This is a genomic window from Streptomyces sp. NBC_00224, assembly GCF_041435195.1.
Taxonomy (GTDB): domain Bacteria; phylum Actinomycetota; class Actinomycetes; order Streptomycetales; family Streptomycetaceae; genus Streptomyces.
On sequence record NZ_CP108106.1, the window covers coordinates 4,714,820 to 4,734,849 of the forward strand.

Sequence of the window (20,030 nt, forward strand, 5' to 3'; positions counted from 1 at the left end):
GGCTACTTGCCCTCCCCGTCCGCGAACGACGCCTGGTAGGCCGCGAACTGGGCCCGCTCCTCGTCGACGAGCGCGTGCCCGTCGGCGTAGATGTTCTCGAAGATGGCCATCCGGTCCGGGTCGGGCATGGCGCGGACCGCCTCGCGGACCTGCTTGCCGAGCGTCTCGGACTCCTCTTCGAGGGAGGTGAAGAACGCCTCGTCGGCGTGCCCCTCGTTCTCCAGGTACGTCTTCAGCCGCAGGATCGGGTCCTTGGCCTCCCACGCCTCGCGCTCCTCGTCGGCCCGGTACTTGGTCGGGTCGTCGGAGGTGGTGTGCGCGCCCATCCGGTACGTGAACGCCTCGATCAGCGTCGGCCCCTCGCCGCGCCGGGCCCGCTCCAGGGCGGACCGGGTCACGGCCAGGCAGGCCAGCACGTCGTTGCCGTCGACCCGGATGCCGGGGAAGCCGTAGCCCTGGGCGCGCTGGTAGAGCGGCACCCGGGTCTGCTTCTCGGTCGGCTCGGAGATCGCCCACTGGTTGTTCTGGCAGAAGAACACGACCGGGGCGTTGTAGACGGCGGAGAAGGTGAACGACTCCGCGACGTCGCCCTGGCTGGAGGCGCCGTCGCCGAAGTACGCGATCACGGCCGAGTCCGCGCCGTCCTTGGCCACACCCATGGCGTAACCGGTCGCGTGCAGCGTCTGCGAGCCGATCACGATCGTGTACAGGTGGAAGTTGTTGCTGTTGGGGTCCCAGCCGCCGTGGTTCACACCACGGAACATGCCGAGGAGGTTGGTGGGGTTGACCCCCCGGCACCAGGCGACACCGTGCTCGCGATAGGTCGGGAACACATAGTCGTCGTCGCGCAGAGCACGGCCGGAGCCGATCTGGGCGGCCTCCTGGCCGAGCAGCGAGGCCCACAGGCCCAGCTCGCCCTGGCGCTGCAGTGCGGTGGCCTCGGCGTCGAAGCGCCGGGTCAGCACCATGTCGCGGTAGAGCCCGCGCAGCTCTTCGGGGGTCAGGTCAACGTCGTAGTCAGGGTGCTCGACCCGCTGGCCCTCGGGCGTCAGCAGCTGTACGAGCTGGGGGTCGGCGACAGCCTTCCCGGCGCTGCTACCGGTGCGCTTGCTGCTGCGTCGCGGTTTGCGCGCGGCAGTGCTCTCCACGGTCACGTGCGTGCTCCTCCGTCTGTCCGGCCCCCGGGTTCGCCGGTGTGGCCAGTTGCGGCTCCTCGCCTGCTTCCGGTCGCGGTGCACGGGGGTGGGTGCGCCTCACCGGGAACCAGGCGTGACAGGTGCCCCGGCGAGCGCCCTGTCATAGGCACGTTACCCAGTGCTGCGCATTACTGCGAAACCCCATTTGACCTGCGATTTTGCTTGGATTTCCAAGTAAATCGAGAAAGTCGGGAACAACCACTGGTCACAGCCTTGCAGGCCGCCGGAACAACGGCACGTTATCCCGGTCACCTGCGGCACGGGAAGAGCGAATGTGTGAGACTGCTTCCGTGCGCGAACCAGGCAAAATCACCGTATTCCTGCTCGACGACCACGAAGTGGTCCGCCGCGGCGTCCACGAAATGCTCTCCGTCGAGGAGGACATCGAGGTGGTCGGCGAGGCCGGCACCGCGGCAGATGCCCTGGTCAGGATCCCTGCGACGCGTCCGGACGTGGCTGTGCTCGACGTCCGGCTGCCGGACGGGAGCGGCGTGGAGGTCTGCCGCGAGATCCGCTCCCAGAACGAGGACATCAAATGCCTGATGCTGACCTCGTTCGCCGATGACGAAGCCCTCTTCGATGCGATCATGGCGGGTGCGTCCGGATATGTTCTGAAGGCGATCCGGGGCAGCGAACTGCTTTCGGCCGTACGGGACGTGGCGGCGGGCAAGTCCCTGCTCGACCCGGTCGCCACGGCCCGCGTCCTGGAGCGCCTGCGCGACGGCGGCACGGCCAAGCGCGACGACCGCCTGGCGAACCTGACGGAACAGGAACGCAAGATCCTCGACCTGATCGGCGAGGGCCTCACGAACCGGGTGATCGGCGAGCGCCTGCACCTGGCAGAGAAAACGATCAAGAACTATGTCTCGTCGCTGCTGTCGAAGCTGGGGATGGAGCGGAGATCGCAGGCGGCGGCATACGTGGCCCGAATCCAGGCGGAACGCCACTGAGCCCTCGTCCGCAGGCCGCCTATGGCTGGTCGCGCAGTTCCCCGCGCCCCTGAGGGGCGGGCCTGCGGCCCCTGCCCCCGACTCCTCGAACGCCGGAGGGGTTGAATGTGCCTGTGCCCCCTTCTGCCTCAAGGGGCGCGGGGAACTGCGCGACCAGCCCACACCGGCCCGCAGACGAACGCCGGGCCAAATAGGCCCCTTCGGGACCTTTGGCCCCCGGCCCAGGGGGCGCGCGGCACTGGTTCGGGGGCGGGGCCGCGGACACAGTGGACCCATGCCCACCGAGGAGCGCCGAGCCATCACCCTGCTCAGCCGGGTCCCGTACGGCCGCATAGCCACCAGCATGCGCGCCCTCCCCTTCATCGCCCCCGCCCGCCACATCGTGGTCGACGACCGCGTCGTCCTGCGCATCCACGCCGGCCTCGGCTACCACCACGCCTGCCTCGGCAGCGTCGTGGCGTACGGCGCCGACAACCTGGGGGCGGGCGACGGGGACCTGTGGTCCGTCCAGTTCACCGGCACCGCCGAGCCCGTCGACCCCACCCCCGAGGAGCTCGAACTCCTCGGCCCGGCCCCCCACCGCGTGGACGGCGAGCCCTTCGAGCCCGTCTATCTGCGGATCGAACCCCAGTTCGTAACCGTCCACTCGTTGGACTATTCCACAGAGCGACACCTGCGCCACGCCGCGTGATCTAACATCTGGCGCGTGCCGCGCTCATATGCAACCCCGCCCGTGAGGGACCTGCTGCGCCGATTCGCCTCGCTGGGCGAGCCGCTCACCTGCGAACCCGTCGCCCAGGGCCTCCTCAACCGCGGTTACCGCCTCGCCACCACCCGCGGCGAGTTCTTCCTCAAGCACCACCTCGACGGCGACCACGAGGCCATCGCCCGCCAGCACGACGCCACCCGCCGCCTCCAGGCGCTCGGCGTGCCCGTCGCGCCCCCCGTACCGGACTCCGACGGCGACACCGTCACCGTCCTCGGCGGCCGCTGCTACGCCCTGCACCCGTGGGTCCACGGCCGCCACCGCGACGGCGCCCAGCTCAGCGCCGCCGGCTCACGGCGGCTCGGCGCGCTGCTCGGCCTCGTCCACATCTGCCTGGAGGAGGTGATGGAGGGGCGGGACGAGCACGCCGACCACCTCGGCGCCGACCCCGACGACACCTTCGCCCTCATCGACGACCTGCTCGCCCGCGCCCGCCGGCGCCGCCCCCGCGACTCCTTCGACGAGCTCGCCGAACACCGGCTGCGCGAGCGCCGCCACCTCATCGAGCAGCACGCCCACCGCCGCCCGCCCCCGCAGAACGCCGGCGGCTGGGTGCACGGCGACTTCCACCCGCTGAACCTGCTCTACCGCGGCAAGGAGCCCGCCGCGATCGTCGACTGGGACCGCCTCGGCGTCCAGCCCCGCGCGGAGGAGGCGGTACGGGCCGCCGCGATCTTCTTCGTACGCCCGGCCGGGGAGCTGGAGCTGGACAAGGTGCGCGCGTACGCCCGCGCCTACCGGGGAGCCACCGGCGCGGACCCGGCGGAGCTCGCCGCCGCCGTCCACCGCGTGTGGTGGGAGCGGCTCAACGACTTCTGGATCCTGCGCTGGCGCTACCAGCTCCAAGACCGAAGGGCCGACCCGCAGTTCCCTGCGGCGTCGGCCCTGGCGGTCTGGTGGACCCGCGAATACGAGGCGGTGCGCGAGGCGTTCGCGGGGTGAGGCACGAACGCCCGGCGCCTCAGGGCGCCTTGGGCGTGCTGCCGCCGGCGCTCTGACCCGCGGTCGTACCAGTGGTGGTGCCCTGGTTCGTCCCCGCGTTGGTACCCGCGGTCGTACCAGTGGTGGTGCCCTGGTTCGTCCCCGTGCTGGTGCCCGTCGTCGTGCCCTGGTCCGTACCGGACGTCGTCCCCTGGTCCGTCCCGGACGTCGTCCCCGTCGTCGTGCCCTCGTCCGTACCGGACGTCGTCCCCTGGTCCGTCCCGGACGTCGTGCCCTGGTCGGTGCCCGAGGTCGTGCCCTGGTTCGTCCCGGACGTCGTGCCCTGGTCGGTGCCCGGCGACGGCGAGTGCTTCTTGCTGCGCTTGGGCGACGGCGAGTACGGCGGCGGGTAGTTGCCGCCGGTCGTCGACGTCTGGTCCTGGCCGCGGCTGGCCTGGTCGTCGGGGCTCGGCGACGTCTTCGACTCGTCGGACGGCGAAGGGCTGTTGGAGACCGCCGGCTTCTTCGGCGTCTCCCCGCCGTCCTTCTTGTCCGCCGCCTTGATCGCGAACGCCACGCCCGCCGCGATCGCGATGATCGCGAGCACCACGAACAGGACGACCTTGCCCCGGCCTCCGCCGGAGCGGCGGCCGTTGCCGTTGTAGCCACCGTTGTTGTAGCCGCCCGAGCCGTAAGCCCCGTCGTACCCGCCGTCGTCCGGGTTCATCGGCGGCAGGATCGGACCGCGGAACTGCGAGGTCTCCCCGTGCACGGGGTGGCCCATGGCGGAGGTCGGCGCGGTCATGCCCATGGCGGGGGTGTGGGCGCCCTCGTGCATGAGCTCGACCGGACCGGTGTTCCAGGTGCCGGTGTGGCTGCCCTGCGCCTGGAGCATCTGCAATCCGTACTGGACCAGGCCGCGCATCTCCTCGGCGGACTGGAAACGGTCGTCCGGGTCCTTGGCGAGAGAACGCATGACGAGGCCGTCGAGTTCCGGCGGCGCCACATCGGCCACGTGCGACGGCGGAACCGGGGTGTCCTGGACGTGCTGGTACACCACTGACAACGGTGTCTCACCGGTGAAGGGCGGCCGCAGCGCGAGCAGTTCGTACAGCAGGCAGCCCGTCGCGTACAGGTCGGAGCGGTGGTCGACGGCCTTGCCGAGCGCCTGCTCCGGCGAGAGGTACTGCGGCGTGCCCATGACCATGCCGGTCTGCGTCATCGTCGACTGCGCGCCGTGCAGGGCGCGCGCGATGCCGAAGTCCATCACCTTCACGGCGCCGGTGTGCGTGATGATCACGTTGGCGGGCTTGATGTCGCGGTGCACGATGCCGTGCTGGTGCGAGTAGGCCAGCGCCTCAAGGACGCCGGAGACGATGATCAGCGCCTGCTCCGGCGGCGGTGCGTCCGCCTGGACCAGCAGGTCACGGATGGTGCGGCCCTCGACCAGCTCCATCACGATGTAGGGGACGGTCTGGCCGCCCACCGTGTCCTCGCCCGAGTCGTACACCGCCACCACCGCGTGGTGGTTGAGTCCGGCCACCGACTGCGCCTCGCGCGTGAAGCGGGCCTTGGAGACCGGGTCCTCGGCGAGATCGGGACGGAGCAGCTTCACCGCGACGGTACGGCCCAGACGTACGTCCTCCGCCGCGAAGACCTCCGCCATGCCGCCCCGGCCGAGCCGGTGGGTGAGCCGGTAGCGGCCGTCACCGACGAGTCCGCCGACCCACGACTCGTGGTCCTGCGCATCGGGCATCCCGGCGCCGTTTCCCTCGGGTTCGGGTGCCATCAGTCCTCGCCGTCGTGTCTGGCCGCGTCAGCGGTGGTTCCTTACGGTCTTACGGTTGTGCAGTAGTGCACGCTACAGCGTTCGTACAGGCCGCCGGTTCGGGATGGACCGGCCATCCAATCGGTTCCGCGTGTACCCATGCAAATTCCATGCGATTCCTGTAACGCTTACGAGACGCTTCTTGCGCGTACGGTCACGGAACGGGCACCCGGCTTGACGTGTCGGACCCCTCCGGCAGACTTGGCCTGAAAAATTCGAGGATCATCACTGGCCGTCGCGCCAAGGGGGATGCACAGTCATGAGCCAGGACGGCGCACAGGGCCGCTATGCAGGCGGCTCCATCGCGGGCGGGCGCTACCAGCTGCGCGACCTCCTCGGCGAAGGCGGCATGGCCTCGGTCTACCTGGCGTACGACGCCGCGCTGGACCGCCAGGTGGCCATCAAGACCCTGCACACCGAACTCGGCCGGGAACAGTCGTTCCGCGAGCGCTTCCGCCGCGAGGCCCAGGCCGTCGCCAAGCTCCAGCACACCAACATCGTGTCGGTCTTCGACACCGGTGAGGACGAGCTGGGCGGCGCGATGATGCCGTACATCGTCATGGAGTACGTGGAGGGCCAGCCGCTCGGCTCGGTGCTGCACACCGACATCCAGCAGTACGGCGCGATGCCCGCCGACAAGGCCCTCAAGATGACCGCCGACGTACTGGCGGCCCTTGAGGTCAGCCACGAGATGGGCCTGGTCCACCGCGACATCAAGCCCGGCAACGTGATGGTGACCAAGCGCGGCGTGGTCAAGGTCATGGACTTCGGCATCGCGCGCGCCATGCAGTCCGGCGTCACCTCGATGACCCAGACCGGCATGGTCGTCGGCACCCCGCAGTACCTCTCGCCCGAGCAGGCGCTGGGCCGGGGCGTGGACGCCCGCTCCGACCTGTACTCGGTCGGCATCATGCTCTTCCAGCTGCTCACCGGCCGGATCCCGTTCGACGCCGACTCGCCGCTGGCCATCGCGTACGCACACGTCCAGGAGGAGCCGGTCGCGCCCTCCTCGGTCAACCGGTCCATCCCGCCGGCCGTGGACGCGCTGGTGGCCCGCGCGCTGAAGAAGAACCCGAACGAGCGCTTCCCGAGCGCGGCCGCGATGCGCGACGAGATCGCCCGTATCTCCGCCAGCGGCCAGACCGGCGCGGCCCCGCTGATCACCGGCGGCGGCCCGGTCTCCAGCGGCCAGGGCGTCGGCTCGACGGTCTTCCCGCCGCTGGACGCCTCGGCCCAGCAGGGCTACCAGGGCAGCGTCCAGACCCCGTACCAGGCGAGCCCGTACGGCCCGCCGACGCCGGCCCCCACGCCCCAGCCGCAGCCCTCGTACGGCTACCCGCAGCAGCAGATGCAGCCGCAGGCACCGATGCCCGCGCAGCACACCCCGCCGCCGTACACGATGTCCCCGAGCGCCCCGGCCGGTGGTTCTTCTTCTTCGAAGAAGAACACCCCCGTGATCGTCGGCGCGATCGCGGTGGCGATCCTCGCGATCGGCGGTCTGGTCACGGCGCTGACGCTGAACAACGGTGGCGACTCGGACTCCGGCGGCGACAGCAAGGCCTCCGGCGAGAACGTCGCGGGCCACAAGGGCCCCGAGCGCAGCCGCACGCTGGAAACCACCAAGTGCACGAGCCCCTCGAAGTCCGCCCTCGACCCGTCGAAGGTCCAGGCGCCCGACTTCAGCTACAAGGACATCCTGTCGGTGAAGTCGTGCATCCAGGCGGCGGGCTGGAAGGTCAACACCGAGACCGTGGACAACGGCCAGTGGGGCCAGGACGTCGTGGTGACGCAGTTCCCGGCGTCGGGCGTCGACGTCGACCCCAAGACGGCCCAGTTCACGCTGACGCTGTCGTCGGGCAACCCGCCGCAGCAGTAGGGGACGCAGACCTGAGGCACCCGGGTGACGCACCCGGGATGCCCGGTTCGCCGGCTCATGTGACGCTGGCCCCATGGCTTCAGGGCTCCGGACGCGGCTCCGGACGCGGCTCCGGACGCTCGGCGCGGGCGCCGCGCTGGCGGGCCTGCTGCTCGTGACCCCGCCGGGCACACCCGCCTACGCCGAGGACCATGCGCCGCCCGCCGCCCCCTCCCCCCTGGACCAGCGTTTCGCGGGCAACCGGGCCGGGGAGGGCCGGGCCCGGCCGGGACGCCCGCCGCGGACCCTTCCGTACGTACCGGACGAGTCGGCGCAGCCGATCGCCGACGCGTTCCTGTCACCCACGCCGCCACCCCCGAGCGTCCAGCCGGCGGTGGCCCGCAAGAGCCGGCCGGCCCGTCTGTCCACCACGTCGGACCTACGGGTCCACGTCCTGTCGATGGGCGCCGGCCTGACCCTGACCGGCTTGGGCCTGGGCTTCCTGGCCCTGCGCCTACGCCGCCCCTGACGCACGCATTTCCCTCTCCCCAATGGGTGGATCACCTCTCTCCGGGGGCACAACGTGATGTGAGGCACGTGTGCGAGAGAATGGGCGGCATGGAGATGCCGAGGAACGAACAGTCGCCGGACAGCCCCCACATCCTGGTAGTCGGACAGGACGGCATGGCCATCGGCGGCGGTGACGACGAGTCGCGCGAGGTCCCGGTGACGGAGATGGTCGAACAGCCAGCGAAGGTCATGCGCATCGGCAGCATGATCAAGCAACTTCTGGAAGAAGTACGCGCCGCTCCTCTGGACGAGGCGAGCCGCGTACGCCTGAAGGACATCCACGCCTCCTCGGTCAAGGAGCTTGAGGACGGCCTGGCCCCGGAACTGGTCGAGGAGCTGGAACGCCTCTCGCTCCCCTTCACGGACGAGGCGATCCCCTCCGAAGCGGAACTCCGCATCGCCCAGGCCCAGTTGGTGGGCTGGCTGGAAGGCCTCTTCCACGGCATCCAGACGGCCCTGTTCGCCCAGCAGATGGCAGCCCGAGCCCAACTGGAACAAATGCGCCGAGCCCTCCCGCCCGGCACCTCCCACGACGACGAGGACGGGCCGGGGGTGCGGTCGGGGCCGTACTTGTAGGAGTGCGGCGGGGCTGCCAGGGCGCCCCTCAGGGGCGCGGGGAACTGCGCGACCAGCCACACAGACAGCCCGCAGACGAACTGGCAGCGGGGTGCAGGGGCGGAGCCCCAGCACCCCACCCACCCGAGCAGGGGCCGAGGCCCAACCTCGCGGGGGCCGGGGCACAGCCCGAAGCGGGGTGCAGGGGGCGGAGCCCCCGCCCAGGGGTCCGGGGAAGGAGTCCCCGGGAAACCCCCTGCCCCCCGGGAGGCCACGCGCCCGGAGCCGCGAATCTCTCAGCGGGAAGGGGCGGGGTGGGGGCTCAAACCACCAGCAAAACCTTCCCCACGTGCTCCCCCGCCTCCAGCACCCGATGCCCCTCCGCCGCGGAGCTCATCCCCAACACCCGGTCCACAACCGGCCGCACCCGCCCCGCGGCAACCAGCGGCCACACATGCTCCCGAACCGCCGCCACGATCGCCGCCTTCTCCACCGCCGGCCGCCCCCGCAGGGTCGTCGCCGTCACCGCGGCCCGCTTCGCCATCAGCGCCCCGAGGTTGAGCTCACCCTTCACCCCGCCCTGCATCCCGATGACGGCCAACCGCCCGTTGACCGCCAACGCCCGTACGTTCCGGTCGAGATACTTCGCGCCCATGATGTCGAGGATGACGTCCGCCCCCGCCCCGTCCGTCGCCTTGCGGAGCTCCTCCACGAAGTCCTGCTCGCGGTAGTCGATCAGCACGTCCGCGCCCAGCTCCGCGCACCGCGCCAGCTTCGCGGGCCCGCCCGCCGTGACGGCGACCCGCGCCCCGACCGCCTTGGCCAGCTGGATCGCCATCGTGCCGATCCCGCTCGCACCCCCGTGCACCAACAGCGTCTCGCCGGGCCGCAGGTGGGAGACCATGAACACGTTGGACCACACCGTCGAGACGGCCTCCGGCAGCGACGCCGCGACCGTCAGCTCCACCCCCTCCGGCACCGGCAGCAACTGCCCCACCGGCACGGCCACCTTCTCCGCGTACCCGCCGCCGCTCAGCAGCGCGCACACCTCGTCGCCCACGGACCACCCGGACACCCCGGTCCCCAGTGCGACGATCCGCCCGGAGCACTCAAGGCCCGGATACGGCGACGCCCCCGGCGGCGGCTCATAGTGCCCCTGCCGCTGCAGCACATCCGCACGGTTGACGGCCGCCGCCGCCACCTCGACGAGGACCTCGCCCTCGCCCGCCACCGGATCGGGCACCTCGGCCCAGACCAGCGCTTCGGGACCACCCGGCTCAGGAATCGTGATCGCATGCATGCGGCCGACGCTACTCCGCCGCACCCTCCGAGGCCGCCCCGCCCGCCCGTACGATCGTGATCAGCCGGTCCGTCAGCTGGAGCGGGCTGGCCCGTGTGTCGTCGTACGCCAGCAGCCGGTGGCCACGCAGCACGCTGACCGTGAGGTCCTCGGTCTCCCGGACCCCCCGCCCCACCTCGCTCTTCTTCACCGGCCGTTCGACGAGGTCGAGCCCGCTGCCCTGCTGGATCAGGTCCTCCATCACCGTTCCGGCGCTCGGGCTGAGCACGGACAGCCCGAGCAGCCGCCCCGCCGCACTCGCGCTGGTGATCACCGCGTCCGCCCCGGACTGCCGCAGCAGCGGAGCGTTCTCCTCCTCCCGCACCGCCGCGACGATCTTCGCCCCCCGGTTGAGCTGGCGTGCCGTCAGCGTGACCAGCACCGCCGTGTCGTCGCGCTGGGTGGCGATCACGATCTGACGGGCCTTCTGCACCTCGGCGCGGAGCAGCACATCACTGCGCGTCGCGTCCCCGACGACCCCGACGAACCCCTCCGCGTTGGCGGTCTCGACCACCTTCGCGCTCGGATCGACGACCACGACCTGCTCCTTCTTCAGCCCGGTCGCACACAGCGTCTGGATCGCCGAACGGCCCTTCGTCCCGAAGCCGACGACGACGGTGTGGTCTCGCAAGTTCGCCCTCCAGCGCTTGAGCCGCCACTCCTCCCGGGTCCGCTCCGTGAGGACCTCAAGAGTCGTACCGACCAGGATGATCAGAAAGAGCACGCGCAGCGGTGTCACCAGCAGGATGTTGGTGAGCCTGGCACTGTCGCTGTACGGAACGATGTCGCCGTAACCCGTCGTGGAGAGCGTGACGGTGGCGTAGTAGGCGGCGTCCAGCAGGTCGAGCCCGCCATCGGCGTTGTCGTGGTAGCCGGCGCGGTCGATCCACACGATGAACGTGGTCAGCACCAGCACGCCGAGGGCCATCAGGATCCGCTTGCCGACCTGCCGCAGCGGCCGGTCGACCACCCGGCGCGGCAGCTTCACCCGCCGGGTGACCAGGTTCTCGCCCGCCTGTCGGGCGATCGCGTCTTGGCCGGGCAGTTTCACGTGAAACACCGTTCAGTGGTGCGGGAGTTGGTGAGCAGGGAGGAATGTTTCACGTGAAACACCGTTCGGCAGTACAGGAGTTGAGGAACCGGGCGAGAGGAGCGGGGTGTTTCACGTGAAACATCCTTCGCCCGCCCCCAGTTGCCCCCAAGGCAGGTCCAGGATCTCGACCTCCTGACCGGCCCTCGCCCCGCCGGGTGGTACGACCGCCAGCCCGTCCGCCGCCGCGATCCCGCGCAGCATCGCCGGGCCGTTGTAGTGCAGCGGCACGACCTGGTCGGCCCGGTGCACCACGGGCACGAGCCGGGTGTCGTACGGATGCCCGTGGACTTCGTCGCGCAGCGCGGCGGTGTACGGGCCGGTGGACGCGGCACCGCCCGCGCGCCCCGCGAGCTCCCGCAGCAGGGGCTCGGCCAGCGTGAGCAGCGCCGAGACGGCCGCGAGCGGGTTGCCCGGCAGCCCCACCAGATGTTTCCCGGGGGCGATCCGGGCCAGCAGCATCGGATGCCCGGGGCGGACGGCGACCCCGTCCACCAGCAGCTCGGCCCCCATCGCCCGCAGCACGGGGTGCACATGGTCGACGGGCCCGGCCGCCGTGCCGCCGGTCGTCACCACCAGATCGGCCTCCGACCCGGTGATGGCCGCGAGCAGCACGTCGGCGTCGTCCTTGAGCCGCCGCGTGGCGACGACCTCCGCGCCGAGCATGCGCAGCCAGGGCCCCAGCATCGGGCCGAGCGCGTCCCGGATCAGTCCGTCGTGCGGCAGCCCCTGGGCCAGCAGTTCGTCGCCGAGGACGAAGATCTCGACGCGAGGCCGTGGCACGGTGTCCAGCCCGTCGTACCCGGCGGCCGCCGCCAGCCCCAGGACGGCCGGGGTGACCAGTGTGGACGCGGGCAGCAGCTGGTCGCCGGAGCGGCACTCCTGCCCGCGCGGGCGGATGTCCTGCCCGGTGACGACCTCCCGCTCGGCGTGGAGCAGCGCCTTGGCCTCGTCCGTGCGGGCGTGCTCGCTGCGGATGACGGCGGTCGCCTCGGCGGGGATACGTGCGCCGGTGGCGATCCGTACCGCCTCGCCGTCCGCGAGGGGGACGGGTGCGCCTTGCCCGGCGAGGATGCCGTCGGCCGCGCCCCGGATCCGCCAGGGCCCGGGGCCAGCGACGACCCAGCCGTCCATGGCGGAGGTGTCGAAGGACGGCAGATCGGTGAGGGCGGCGAGGGGAGCGGCCAGGCTCTCGCCGAGGGCCTCGGCGAGCGGCACCCGATGGCTGCGGCGGGGCGCCCCGCGCCCGGCCGCGACGGCGGTGTCCCTGGCCTTGTGCCAGGGCGCGGCGCGGTGGCGGGGCCCGGACCCCGGTGCGGGGCCGGGGGCGGGGACGGGAGCACTCACGAGGGCCAGCGCCTCCTCCACCCCGTCGTCGACGGGCGACACGGACGGCTCGGCGCCGGTCACGGGTTGAGCTCGTCCTTCTCGGCGGCCCACCGGTTGGCCAGGGCGGCGGCCTTGCGGGCCGCCTCGGCGACATCGGCGCCCTCCCCGCCCGCCTTGGCGGCCGCGTAGCCGACCAGGAAGGTCGTGAGCGGAGCGGCGGGCCGGGCCACGCCATGGGCGGCGTCTCTGGCCAGGTCGAGCAGCACGCCGGTGTCGACGTCCAGGTCGATGCCGAGTTCGTCCTTGACTGCGGTGATCCATTCGTCCAGCACGTTCCCATGCTCCCTGATCCGGGCCCGGGCCGCCGCGATGTCCTCCCAGGTGTCGCAGTCGAACGAGGCGAGGGGCTGGGGGGCGGGAAGGTGGACGAGGTCGAGTTCCCGGGTCAGCAGCCGCAGGGGGAGCCCGCCGAGGCCGCCGTGCTCGGCCGCGAGGAGAGCGAGCTCACGGCGGAGCGGCTCGGCCCGGTAGACGGCGACGAGCGGCTGCGCCCGCCCGCTCTCGTCCACGCACAGGACGCCTTCGCGCCCGCCCGTGCCGAGCGCGTCGAGGAGGCCCGTGACGGTGGGTTCGCCCAGGAAGGGAAGGTCGGCGGAGAGCGCGAGCACCGAGGGGGCGGTGGTCAGCCGCAGTCCGGCGTCGAGCGCGGCGAGGGGCCCACCGCCGGCCGGCTCCTCCCGCGTCCACACCACGGGCCGCGCCGTCGTCCGGCGCCCCCCGACCACCACGGTGACCCCGGCCCCGGCACAGGCGGCGAGCACACGGTCGAGCAGCGCCCTGCCCCCCACCCGCACCCCGGGCTTGTCCGCCCCGCCGAGCCGCCGCGCGGCCCCTCCGGCGAGCACGATGGCGTCATAGGGGGTCGTCATCCCAGCAGTATGCGGCGCGCGGGGTACGAGGGATATCGCCCGGGGTACGAGGGGGAGCCCCGGGGTACGAGGGGGAGCGCGCCCGGGCACAGGGGTAGCGGAACCCGCTACCCCTGCCCGGCTACAGCCCTCACTGCCTCTGCCCGGCTACAGCGACCGCAGCAGCACCGCCGGCTGCTCCACGCAGTCCGCCACGTACCGCAGGAATCCGCCCGCCGTGCCGCCGTCGCACACCCGGTGGTCGAACGTCAGCGACAGCTGGACGACCTGACGTACCGCCAGCTCGCCCTGGTGCACCCACGGCTTGGCCATGATCCGGCCCACTCCGAGCATGGCCGCCTCGGGGTGGTTGATGATCGGCGTGGAGCCGTCCACCCCGAACACCCCGTAGTTGTTCAGCGTGAAGGTGCCCCCGGTCAGGTCGCCGGGTGTCAACGTCCCCGCCCGGGCCGCCTCGGTCAGCCGCGCGAACTCCTCGCTCAGCGACGCCGCGCTGCGCGCCTGCGCGTCCCGGACGACCGGCACGACCAGGCCCCGCTCGGTCTGGGCGGCGAAGCCCAGGTGCACCGCCGGCAGCCGCACGATCTCCCGCGCCGCCATGTCCACTGTCGAGTTGAGCTCGGGATACCGGTCGAGGGCAGCCGTGCAGATCCGGGCCAGCAGGGCCAGTACGGAGATCTTCGGTCCGCCCACCGCGTTCATCGCGGCCCGCGCCGCCATGAGTTCGGTGGCGTCCGCGTCGACCCAGCACGTCGCGTCCGGGATCTCGGTCCGGCTGCGCGCCAGCTTGTCGGCGACCGCGCCCCGTATCCCGCGCAGCGGTATCCGCGTCCCGGCGGCGCCGGAACCGGCCGCCACCGGTGCGGGCTGGGCCGTCGTCCCGGCCGGTTCGGCCTCCAGCCGCAGCGCCGACTCCACGTCGCAGCGCAGGATCAGCCCGTCCGGCCCGGAACCGGCCAGCTCGCGCAGATCCACCCCGTTCTCACGGGCCAGCTTCCGTACGAGGGGCGAGATGACCGCCACGGGACCGCCGGCCGCAGCAGCGGGCGTGGAGACGCCCGTGACCGCCGGAGCGGCGGCGCGCGCGTGGCCCGGCGCGGCGTCCACCGGGGGCGCGGAAGGCGTCACCGGCACGGTGGCGGGCGGTGCGCCCACCGGCGCCGGGCGCACCCGGCGGCGCCGTCGCACGGCCTCGCCCGTCCCGTAGCCGACCAGCACATTGCCGGAGTACTCCGACGACTCGGCCTCGGCGGCCTCCGGCGCGCCGACGGCGACGGTCAGCAGGGGCGCGCCGACGGGCAGTTCCGTGCCCTCCTCGCCGAACCGCGCGGTCACCACGCCCCCGTAGGGGCAGGGCACCTCCACCATCGCCTTGGCGGTCTCGACCTCGACCACCGGCTGGTCGATCGCCACGACATCGCCGACCGCCACCAGCCAGCGCACGATCTCCGCCTCGGTGAGGCCCTCGCCGAGGTCCGGCAGCTTGAATTCCAGGACCTTGGGCATCAGCTCTCCGCCTCCCACTGCAGCCGCGCCACCGCGTCCAGGACCCGGTCCACGCCCGGCAGGTGGTGCTTCTCCAGCATCGGCGGCGGGTACGGGATGTCGAACCCGGCGACGCGCAGCACCGGCGCCTCCAGGTGGTGGAAGCAGCGCTCGGTGACCCGGGCCGCTATCTCGCCGCCGGGGCCGCCGAATCCGGTCGACTCGTGGACGACGACCGCCCGGCCGGTGCGCCGCACCGAGGCGCACACCGTCTCGTCGTCGAAGGGCACGAGGGAGCGCAGGTCGACGACTTCCAGGTCCCAGCCCTCGGCCTTGGCCGCCTCGGCTGCCTCCAGGCACACCGGGACGGAGGGACCGTAGGTGATCAGCGTGGCGCTGCGGCCGGGGCGGCGGACCACCGCCTTGCCGATCGGCGCCACTTCGGTGGGCGCGTCCGGCGACCACTCGGCCTTCGACCAGTAGAGCCGCTTGGGCTCCAGGAAGACGACTGGGTCGTCGGAGGCGATGGCCGCGCGCAGCAGCCCGTACGCGTCCTCGACGGTGGCGGGCGTCACCACGTGCAGCCCCGGGGTCGCCATGTAGTACGCCTCGGAGGAGTCGCTGTGGTGCTCGACGCCGCCGATCCCGCCCCCGTAGGGCACCCGGACCACCAGCGGCATGCCCATGGAGCCGCCCGTGCGGTTGCGCATCTTGGAGACATGGCTGATCAGCTGCTCGAACGCCGGGTAGGCGAACGCGTCGAACTGCATCTCCACCACGGGCCGCAGCCCGTACATCGCCATGCCGACCGCCGTGCCGAGGATCCCGGCCTCGGCGAGCGGGGTGTCGGTGCAGCGGTCCTCGCCGAACTCCTTGGCGAGCCCGTCGGTGATCCGGAAGACCCCGCCGAGCGTGCCCACGTCCTCTCCGAGGACATGGACCGAGGGGTCCTCGGCCATCGCGTCGCGCATGGCGCGCTGCAGCGCCTGCGCCATGGTGGCGGGCTTCGCCGCGACCGTGGTCATCGCTCCCCCTCGTCCTCGTTCTCGTGCGCCGCCAGCTCGGCCCGCAACTGGGCCTCCTGTTCGCGCAGCTGGGCCGTCTTCTCGGCGTAGACGTGCGCGAAGAGGTCCATGGGGTCGAGCTCCGCTTCCGCGTTCATCCGTTCGCGCAGGGCGGCGGCCATCGTCTCGGCGGCCTCGGCCGCGGCCTTCTTCGCGCTGTCGTCGAGGAATCCGCGGCTGGTCAGCTCGGCCTCCAGGAGCTGGATCGGGTCGTGGTCGCGCCACGCCGCCACCTCGGCGTCCACCCGGTAGCGGGTGGCGTCGTCGGCGTTGGTGTGCGCCTCGATCCGATACGTCACGGCCTCGATCAGCGTGGGGCCCCCGCCACGGCGGGCGCGCGCGACGGCGTCGGCCAGCACCTCGTGGACCGCCGCCGCGTCGTTGCCGTCGACCAGCCGGCCCGGCATCCCGTACCCGACGGCCTTGTGGGCGAGGGAGGGGGCCGCGGTCTGCTTGGCCAGCGGCACCGAGATCGCGAAGCCGTTGTTCTGCACGAAGAAGACGACCGGGGCCTGCCAGACGGCCGCGAAGTTCAGCGCCTCGTGGAAGTCGCCCTCGCTGGTGCCGCCGTCGCCGACCATGGCGAGCGCCACGACGTCGTCACCCTTGAGCCGGGCGGCGTGCGCCAGGCCCACCGCGTGCGGGAGCTGGGTGGCGAGGGGGGTGCACAGGGGGGCGATGCGGTGCTCGTGCGGGTCGTATCCGGTGTGCCAGTCGCCGCGCAGCAGGGTAAGGGCCTGTACGGGGTCGAGTCCGCGGGCGACGGCGGCGAGGGTGTCCCGGTAGCTGGGGAAGAGCCAGTCCTGCTCCTGGAGCACCAGCGCGGCGGCGACCTCGCAGGCCTCCTGGCCGGTGGAGGACGGGTAGACCGCGAGGCGGCCCTGCTTGGTGAGGGCGGTGGCCTGCGCGTTGTACCGCCGGCCGCGGATCAGCTCCGTGTACAGCCGCAGCATCAGGGCGCGGTCGAGCGGGGCGCCCGTGCCGAGCACGCGGTACGGCTCCGGGTCCGGGAGCAGCGGGGCGGGGTCGGTGCGGGGCCTCCAGGCAGGGGGAGGGGCGGGCCGGTAGGCGGCACCGGCACCGGGCAGCTCTTGGACCGTCATGACGAAGCACCTCCTCGTGGGAGCGGGAAGGAGGCACGACAGTGTGATGCGCCTCACCTACCGATTGTTCGGTCGAGAGCGCATTTTGGCTACAGGCACCGCGAGCCTGTGGACAAACGGTTCTGCACAGCCTGGGATAGAGACAGGTCGTCCATGCTAGGGAGGCGGGGGGACATGGCAGCTGAACAAATGGCCGACGAGGGCCAGGGCATCCAGGGCACGGCGGCGCGGCCGCTGGACGCCGTCGACCGCGACATCCTGCGCATGCTCCAGACCGACGGGCGCGCGTCGATACGCTCCGTGGCCGAGCGTGTGCACGTGTCCCGCGCCAACGCCTACGCCCGGATCAACCGGCTCCTTGACGACGGGGTGATCCGCGGCTTCACCGCGCGCGTGGATCACGAGAGGGCGGGCCAGGGCGCGTCCGCGTACATCACGCTCAAGATCGTGCAGAACTCGTGGCGCACGGTCCGCGAGCAGCTTCAGGCGCTGCCGGGCGCCGCCCACATCGCCCTGGTCAGCGGCGACTTCGACGTACTGCTGCTGGTGCACTCGCCGGACAACCGGGCGCTGCGCGAGCTGGTCCTGACCAAGCTCCAGTCGATCCCCGAGGTGCTGTCCACACGGACGCTGCTGGTCTTCGAGGAGACCGACCTGGACCCGGGCCCCGGCACGCCGTAGGCGGGTGCGGCCGTCAGGCGCGCTACTTCTTTCAGGTGCAGTACTTCTTGAGGAAGGCCTGCGAGGTCAGCCCGGGGCCGCGGCCCCGGGCGTCGTCCGGGGCCGTACTCGGTCGGCCCGAAGAGCGGGACGACGGCGTCGGGTCAGGGGTGCGTGCGCAGCCCGTCGAAGGCCAGGTGGACGATCGCCTCGGTGACCTGGGCGCGCTCCGCCTCCCCGTCGCGCTGCGGCCGGTACCACTCCACCAGGGAGTTGACCATGCCGAACAGCAGCCGGGTCGCCAGGCGTATGTCCATGTCGGAACGGAGGTCGCCGTCGGCCGCCGCGGCCTTGAGCAGGTCGGAGACGCGCTGGTCGAACTCCCGGCGGCGCTCCATCGCCCAGCGCTCAGTCTTGGTGTTGCCGCGTACGCGCAGCAGCAGCGTGACGTACGGAAGCTCCGCCATCAGCACTTCGACCGTACGTCGAGTGACGTACTCGACCCGCTCGATCGGCCGCCCGCGCGTGGCGCCCGGCTCGTCCAGGACGGCGAACAGGCCGTCGATGGCACGGCTGACGGCCCGTCGCAGCAGCTCTTCCTTGCCCGACACATGGTGGTAGATCGACGACTTGGAGATGCCGGCCGCCTTGGACAGGTGCTCCATGGACGTGCCGTCGTAGCCGCGCTCGTTGAATACCCGCACAGCGACCGTGAGCAGGGTCTCCGGGGTGTACGTGTCGCGCTTGGCGGTGGTCATGAGGCGGTCTCCTCGCCGTTGCTGTACGACTGCCGGTAGAGGGCGAGCGAGGGCGCGTACCGCCCGGTGGGGCAGCGCTCGTGCATCGCCGACAGCAGGTCGTACGCCCAGTCCTGGCCGAGCCTGCGGCTCCACTCGACGGGTCCGAGCGGGTAGTTGACGCCCAGGCGCATCGCGGTGTCGACGTCCTCGGCCGTGGCGACGCCCCGGGCGACCGCGTCGGCGGCGAGGTCCGCGAGCATCGCGACGGTACGGGCGACGATCATGCCGGGCACGTCCCCGATGACGCTGACCTTCTTGCCGAGCTTCTGGAAGAGGCCCACGGCCTCGCTCACCGCGCGCGTAGAGGTGTCCTCGCTCGCCGAGAGCGCGATACGGGTCGCGCCCCGGTAGTCGAGGGCGAGGTCGAAGTAGACGACGTCCGCGTACTCGACGGAGGTGCGCCCGTCGGCCGGGACGAGCTGGCCGTCGCCCGGCAGCCCGATGTAGGGGCCGCCCGACTCGACCGTCTTCACCTCGATGCCGGCCTCGCGCATCATCGCGACGAGCTCGGCGGCCGGGCCGAGGTCACCGACGACCGTGACGGCCTCGGGCGCGTCGGCGGGCTCGGCGGTGTGCGGCTCGGGCCGCACCGCGCCGTCCCCGTACGCGTACCAGCCGCGGCCGCTCTTGCGGCCGTGCAGGCCCGATTCGACCAGCCTGCGCTGGGCCAGCGACGGGGTGAACTTGGGGCTCTGGAAGAAGGACTCCCACACCGAGCGGGTCACGGCCTCGTTGACGTCCTGGCCGATGAGGTCGGTCAGTTCGAAGGGCCCCATGGCGAAGCCGCCGCTCTCGCGCAGCACGGCGTCGATGGTGGCGGGGTCGGCGCCGCGCTCCTCGTACACGGAGAAGGCTTCCGCGTAGAAGGGCCTGGCGATGCGGTTGACCAGGAAGCCGGGGGTGTCGGCGCACCGCACCGGGGTCTTGCCCCACGCCTTCGCCGTCTCGTACGCGCGCGTGGCGGCCGCCTCCTCGGTCGCGAAGCCGGAGACGACCTCGACGAGGGGGAGCAGCGGCGCCGGGTTGAAGAAGTGCAGCCCGACGAAGCGGCCCGGGTGGCGCAGGGCGCCCGCGACGGCCGTGACGGACAGGGAGGAGGTGTTGGTGGCGAGCAGGCAGTCCTCGGCGACGATCTCCTCGATCGCCGTGAAGAGCTCCTGCTTGACGTCGAGTTGCTCAAGGACCGCCTCGACGACCAGCGCGGCGTCCGCGAGCTCGGTCAGCTCCTCGGCCGGGTGCAGCCTGGCGAGTGCCGCGTCGCGCTCGGCCGATGTGATCCGGCCTTTCTCGACGAGCCGCTCCAGCCGGGCCGCGATGGCAGCCGCGGCCTCCCGCGCCCGGCCGGGGACGGCGTCGTACAGCCGCACGGGGTGCCCGGCCACCAGGGCCACCTGGGCGATGCCCTGTCCCATGGTCCCGGTGCCGACGACGGCGACGGCACGGTCCGGCCCGACGGCGGTGCTCTGTTCGATGGCGGTCATGACGCGATCCTCCCCGATGAGTTGTCCACAGGTTCGACGGACCCCCTTGTCCCGACCGATCGTTCGGTTACTCTAACTCTGTCCGCCCGTCCCTGCCCAGCTCGACGAG

The 20,030-nt window shown here is 72.0% G+C and carries 18 protein-coding genes; 7 read left to right on the plus strand and 11 right to left on the minus strand.

From position 1 onward, the window contains the following. Nucleotides 1-2: 2 nt before the first annotated feature. A complete protein-coding gene (gene pdhA, locus OG965_RS20985) occupies nucleotides 3-1,154 on the minus strand; it encodes a pyruvate dehydrogenase (acetyl-transferring) E1 component subunit alpha (protein WP_371653625.1) in 1,152 nt (383 codons plus the stop codon). Between the two features lie 332 nt (nucleotides 1,155-1,486). Here pdhA (OG965_RS20985) and OG965_RS20990 point away from each other — a divergent pair, with 332 nt between their 5' ends. The 3 genes from OG965_RS20990 to OG965_RS21000 all read left to right on the plus strand — a co-directional run bounded on the left by OG965_RS20990 (nucleotide 1,487) and on the right by OG965_RS21000 (nucleotide 3,854). After that, complete coding sequence (locus OG965_RS20990; RefSeq protein WP_371653626.1) at nucleotides 1,487-2,146, plus strand: response regulator; 660 nt, start codon at nucleotides 1,487-1,489, stop codon at nucleotides 2,144-2,146. Between the two features lie 274 nt (nucleotides 2,147-2,420). Beyond that, a complete protein-coding gene (locus tag OG965_RS20995; protein ID WP_371653627.1) occupies nucleotides 2,421-2,837 on the plus strand; it encodes a pyridoxamine 5'-phosphate oxidase family protein in 417 nt (138 codons plus the stop codon). A gap of 15 nt (nucleotides 2,838-2,852) precedes the next feature. Next, nucleotides 2,853-3,854 carry a phosphotransferase gene (locus OG965_RS21000; RefSeq protein WP_371653628.1) on the plus strand — a complete coding sequence of 334 codons (1,002 nt, stop codon included), beginning with the start codon at nucleotides 2,853-2,855 and terminating at the stop codon, nucleotides 3,852-3,854. Between the two features lie 19 nt (nucleotides 3,855-3,873). On the opposite strand, the gene OG965_RS21005 is transcribed toward OG965_RS21000, so the two are convergent. After that, nucleotides 3,874-5,622 (minus strand): protein kinase, encoded by a 1,749-nt coding sequence (locus OG965_RS21005; RefSeq protein WP_371653629.1) that lies wholly within the window; start codon nucleotides 5,620-5,622, stop codon nucleotides 3,874-3,876. Between the two features lie 298 nt (nucleotides 5,623-5,920). Between OG965_RS21005 and OG965_RS21010 the strand changes: the two genes are divergently transcribed. From OG965_RS21010 to OG965_RS21020, 3 genes are all read left to right on the plus strand, one after another. Continuing rightward, nucleotides 5,921-7,537, plus strand: coding sequence for a protein kinase (locus OG965_RS21010; protein ID WP_371653630.1), 1,617 nt, complete (start codon nucleotides 5,921-5,923; stop codon nucleotides 7,535-7,537). Nucleotides 7,538-7,610: 73 nt separating this feature from the next. Then, a complete protein-coding gene (locus tag OG965_RS21015; RefSeq protein WP_371653631.1) occupies nucleotides 7,611-8,045 on the plus strand; it encodes a hypothetical protein in 435 nt (144 codons plus the stop codon). Nucleotides 8,046-8,134: 89 nt separating this feature from the next. Next, the gene (locus OG965_RS21020; protein WP_371653632.1) at nucleotides 8,135-8,662 is read left to right on the plus strand and encodes a bacterial proteasome activator family protein; all 528 of its coding nucleotides are present in this window, start codon (nucleotides 8,135-8,137) and stop codon (nucleotides 8,660-8,662) included. A gap of 301 nt (nucleotides 8,663-8,963) precedes the next feature. Here the strand turns inward: OG965_RS21020 and OG965_RS21025 are convergent, their stop codons facing one another. The 7 genes from OG965_RS21025 to pdhA (OG965_RS21055) form a co-directional block, all read right to left on the minus strand. After that, complete coding sequence (locus OG965_RS21025; protein ID WP_371653633.1) at nucleotides 8,964-9,941, minus strand: NAD(P)H-quinone oxidoreductase; 978 nt, start codon at nucleotides 9,939-9,941, stop codon at nucleotides 8,964-8,966. 10 nt (nucleotides 9,942-9,951) lie between these two features. Further along, nucleotides 9,952-11,031, minus strand: coding sequence for a TrkA family potassium uptake protein (locus tag OG965_RS21030; RefSeq protein ID WP_371653634.1), 1,080 nt, complete (start codon nucleotides 11,029-11,031; stop codon nucleotides 9,952-9,954). 111 nt (nucleotides 11,032-11,142) lie between these two features. Beyond that, a complete protein-coding gene (locus OG965_RS21035) occupies nucleotides 11,143-12,510 on the minus strand; it encodes a molybdopterin molybdotransferase MoeA (protein WP_371653635.1) in 1,368 nt (455 codons plus the stop codon). Continuing rightward, nucleotides 12,477-13,328 (minus strand): DUF6457 domain-containing protein, encoded by an 852-nt coding sequence (locus tag OG965_RS21040; protein WP_371653636.1) that lies wholly within the window; start codon nucleotides 13,326-13,328, stop codon nucleotides 12,477-12,479. The genes OG965_RS21035 and OG965_RS21040 overlap by 34 nt, the downstream gene beginning before the upstream one ends. A 147-nt stretch (nucleotides 13,329-13,475) precedes the next feature. Continuing rightward, nucleotides 13,476-14,834, minus strand: a complete 1,359-nt coding sequence (locus OG965_RS21045; protein ID WP_371653637.1) for a dihydrolipoamide acetyltransferase family protein — start codon at nucleotides 14,832-14,834, stop codon at nucleotides 13,476-13,478. Next, nucleotides 14,834-15,838, minus strand: a complete 1,005-nt coding sequence (locus OG965_RS21050; protein WP_371653638.1) for an alpha-ketoacid dehydrogenase subunit beta — start codon at nucleotides 15,836-15,838, stop codon at nucleotides 14,834-14,836. Before OG965_RS21050 ends, OG965_RS21045 begins: the two co-directional genes overlap by 1 nt. After that, nucleotides 15,835-16,980 (minus strand): pyruvate dehydrogenase (acetyl-transferring) E1 component subunit alpha, encoded by a 1,146-nt coding sequence (pdhA, locus tag OG965_RS21055; RefSeq protein WP_371653639.1) that lies wholly within the window; start codon nucleotides 16,978-16,980, stop codon nucleotides 15,835-15,837. The genes OG965_RS21050 and pdhA (OG965_RS21055) overlap by 4 nt, the downstream gene beginning before the upstream one ends. Before the next feature lie 174 nt (nucleotides 16,981-17,154). On the opposite strand from pdhA (OG965_RS21055), the gene OG965_RS21060 reads away from it, so the two are divergent. After that, nucleotides 17,155-17,661 carry an Lrp/AsnC family transcriptional regulator gene (locus OG965_RS21060; RefSeq protein WP_371653640.1) on the plus strand — a complete coding sequence of 169 codons (507 nt, stop codon included), beginning with the start codon at nucleotides 17,155-17,157 and terminating at the stop codon, nucleotides 17,659-17,661. Between the two features lie 143 nt (nucleotides 17,662-17,804). Here OG965_RS21060 and OG965_RS21065 read toward each other — a convergent pair whose 3' ends face one another. Both OG965_RS21065 and OG965_RS21070 read right to left on the minus strand, forming a co-directional pair. Next, on the minus strand, nucleotides 17,805-18,398 hold the full coding sequence (locus OG965_RS21065; protein WP_371653641.1) for a TetR/AcrR family transcriptional regulator: 594 nt from the start codon (nucleotides 18,396-18,398) through the stop codon (nucleotides 17,805-17,807). Then, nucleotides 18,395-19,921: a 3-hydroxyacyl-CoA dehydrogenase gene (locus OG965_RS21070; protein WP_371653642.1), complete on the minus strand. Its 1,527-nt coding sequence runs from the start codon at nucleotides 19,919-19,921 to the stop codon at nucleotides 18,395-18,397. The genes OG965_RS21065 and OG965_RS21070 overlap by 4 nt, the downstream gene beginning before the upstream one ends. Nucleotides 19,922-20,030 lie beyond the last annotated feature (109 nt).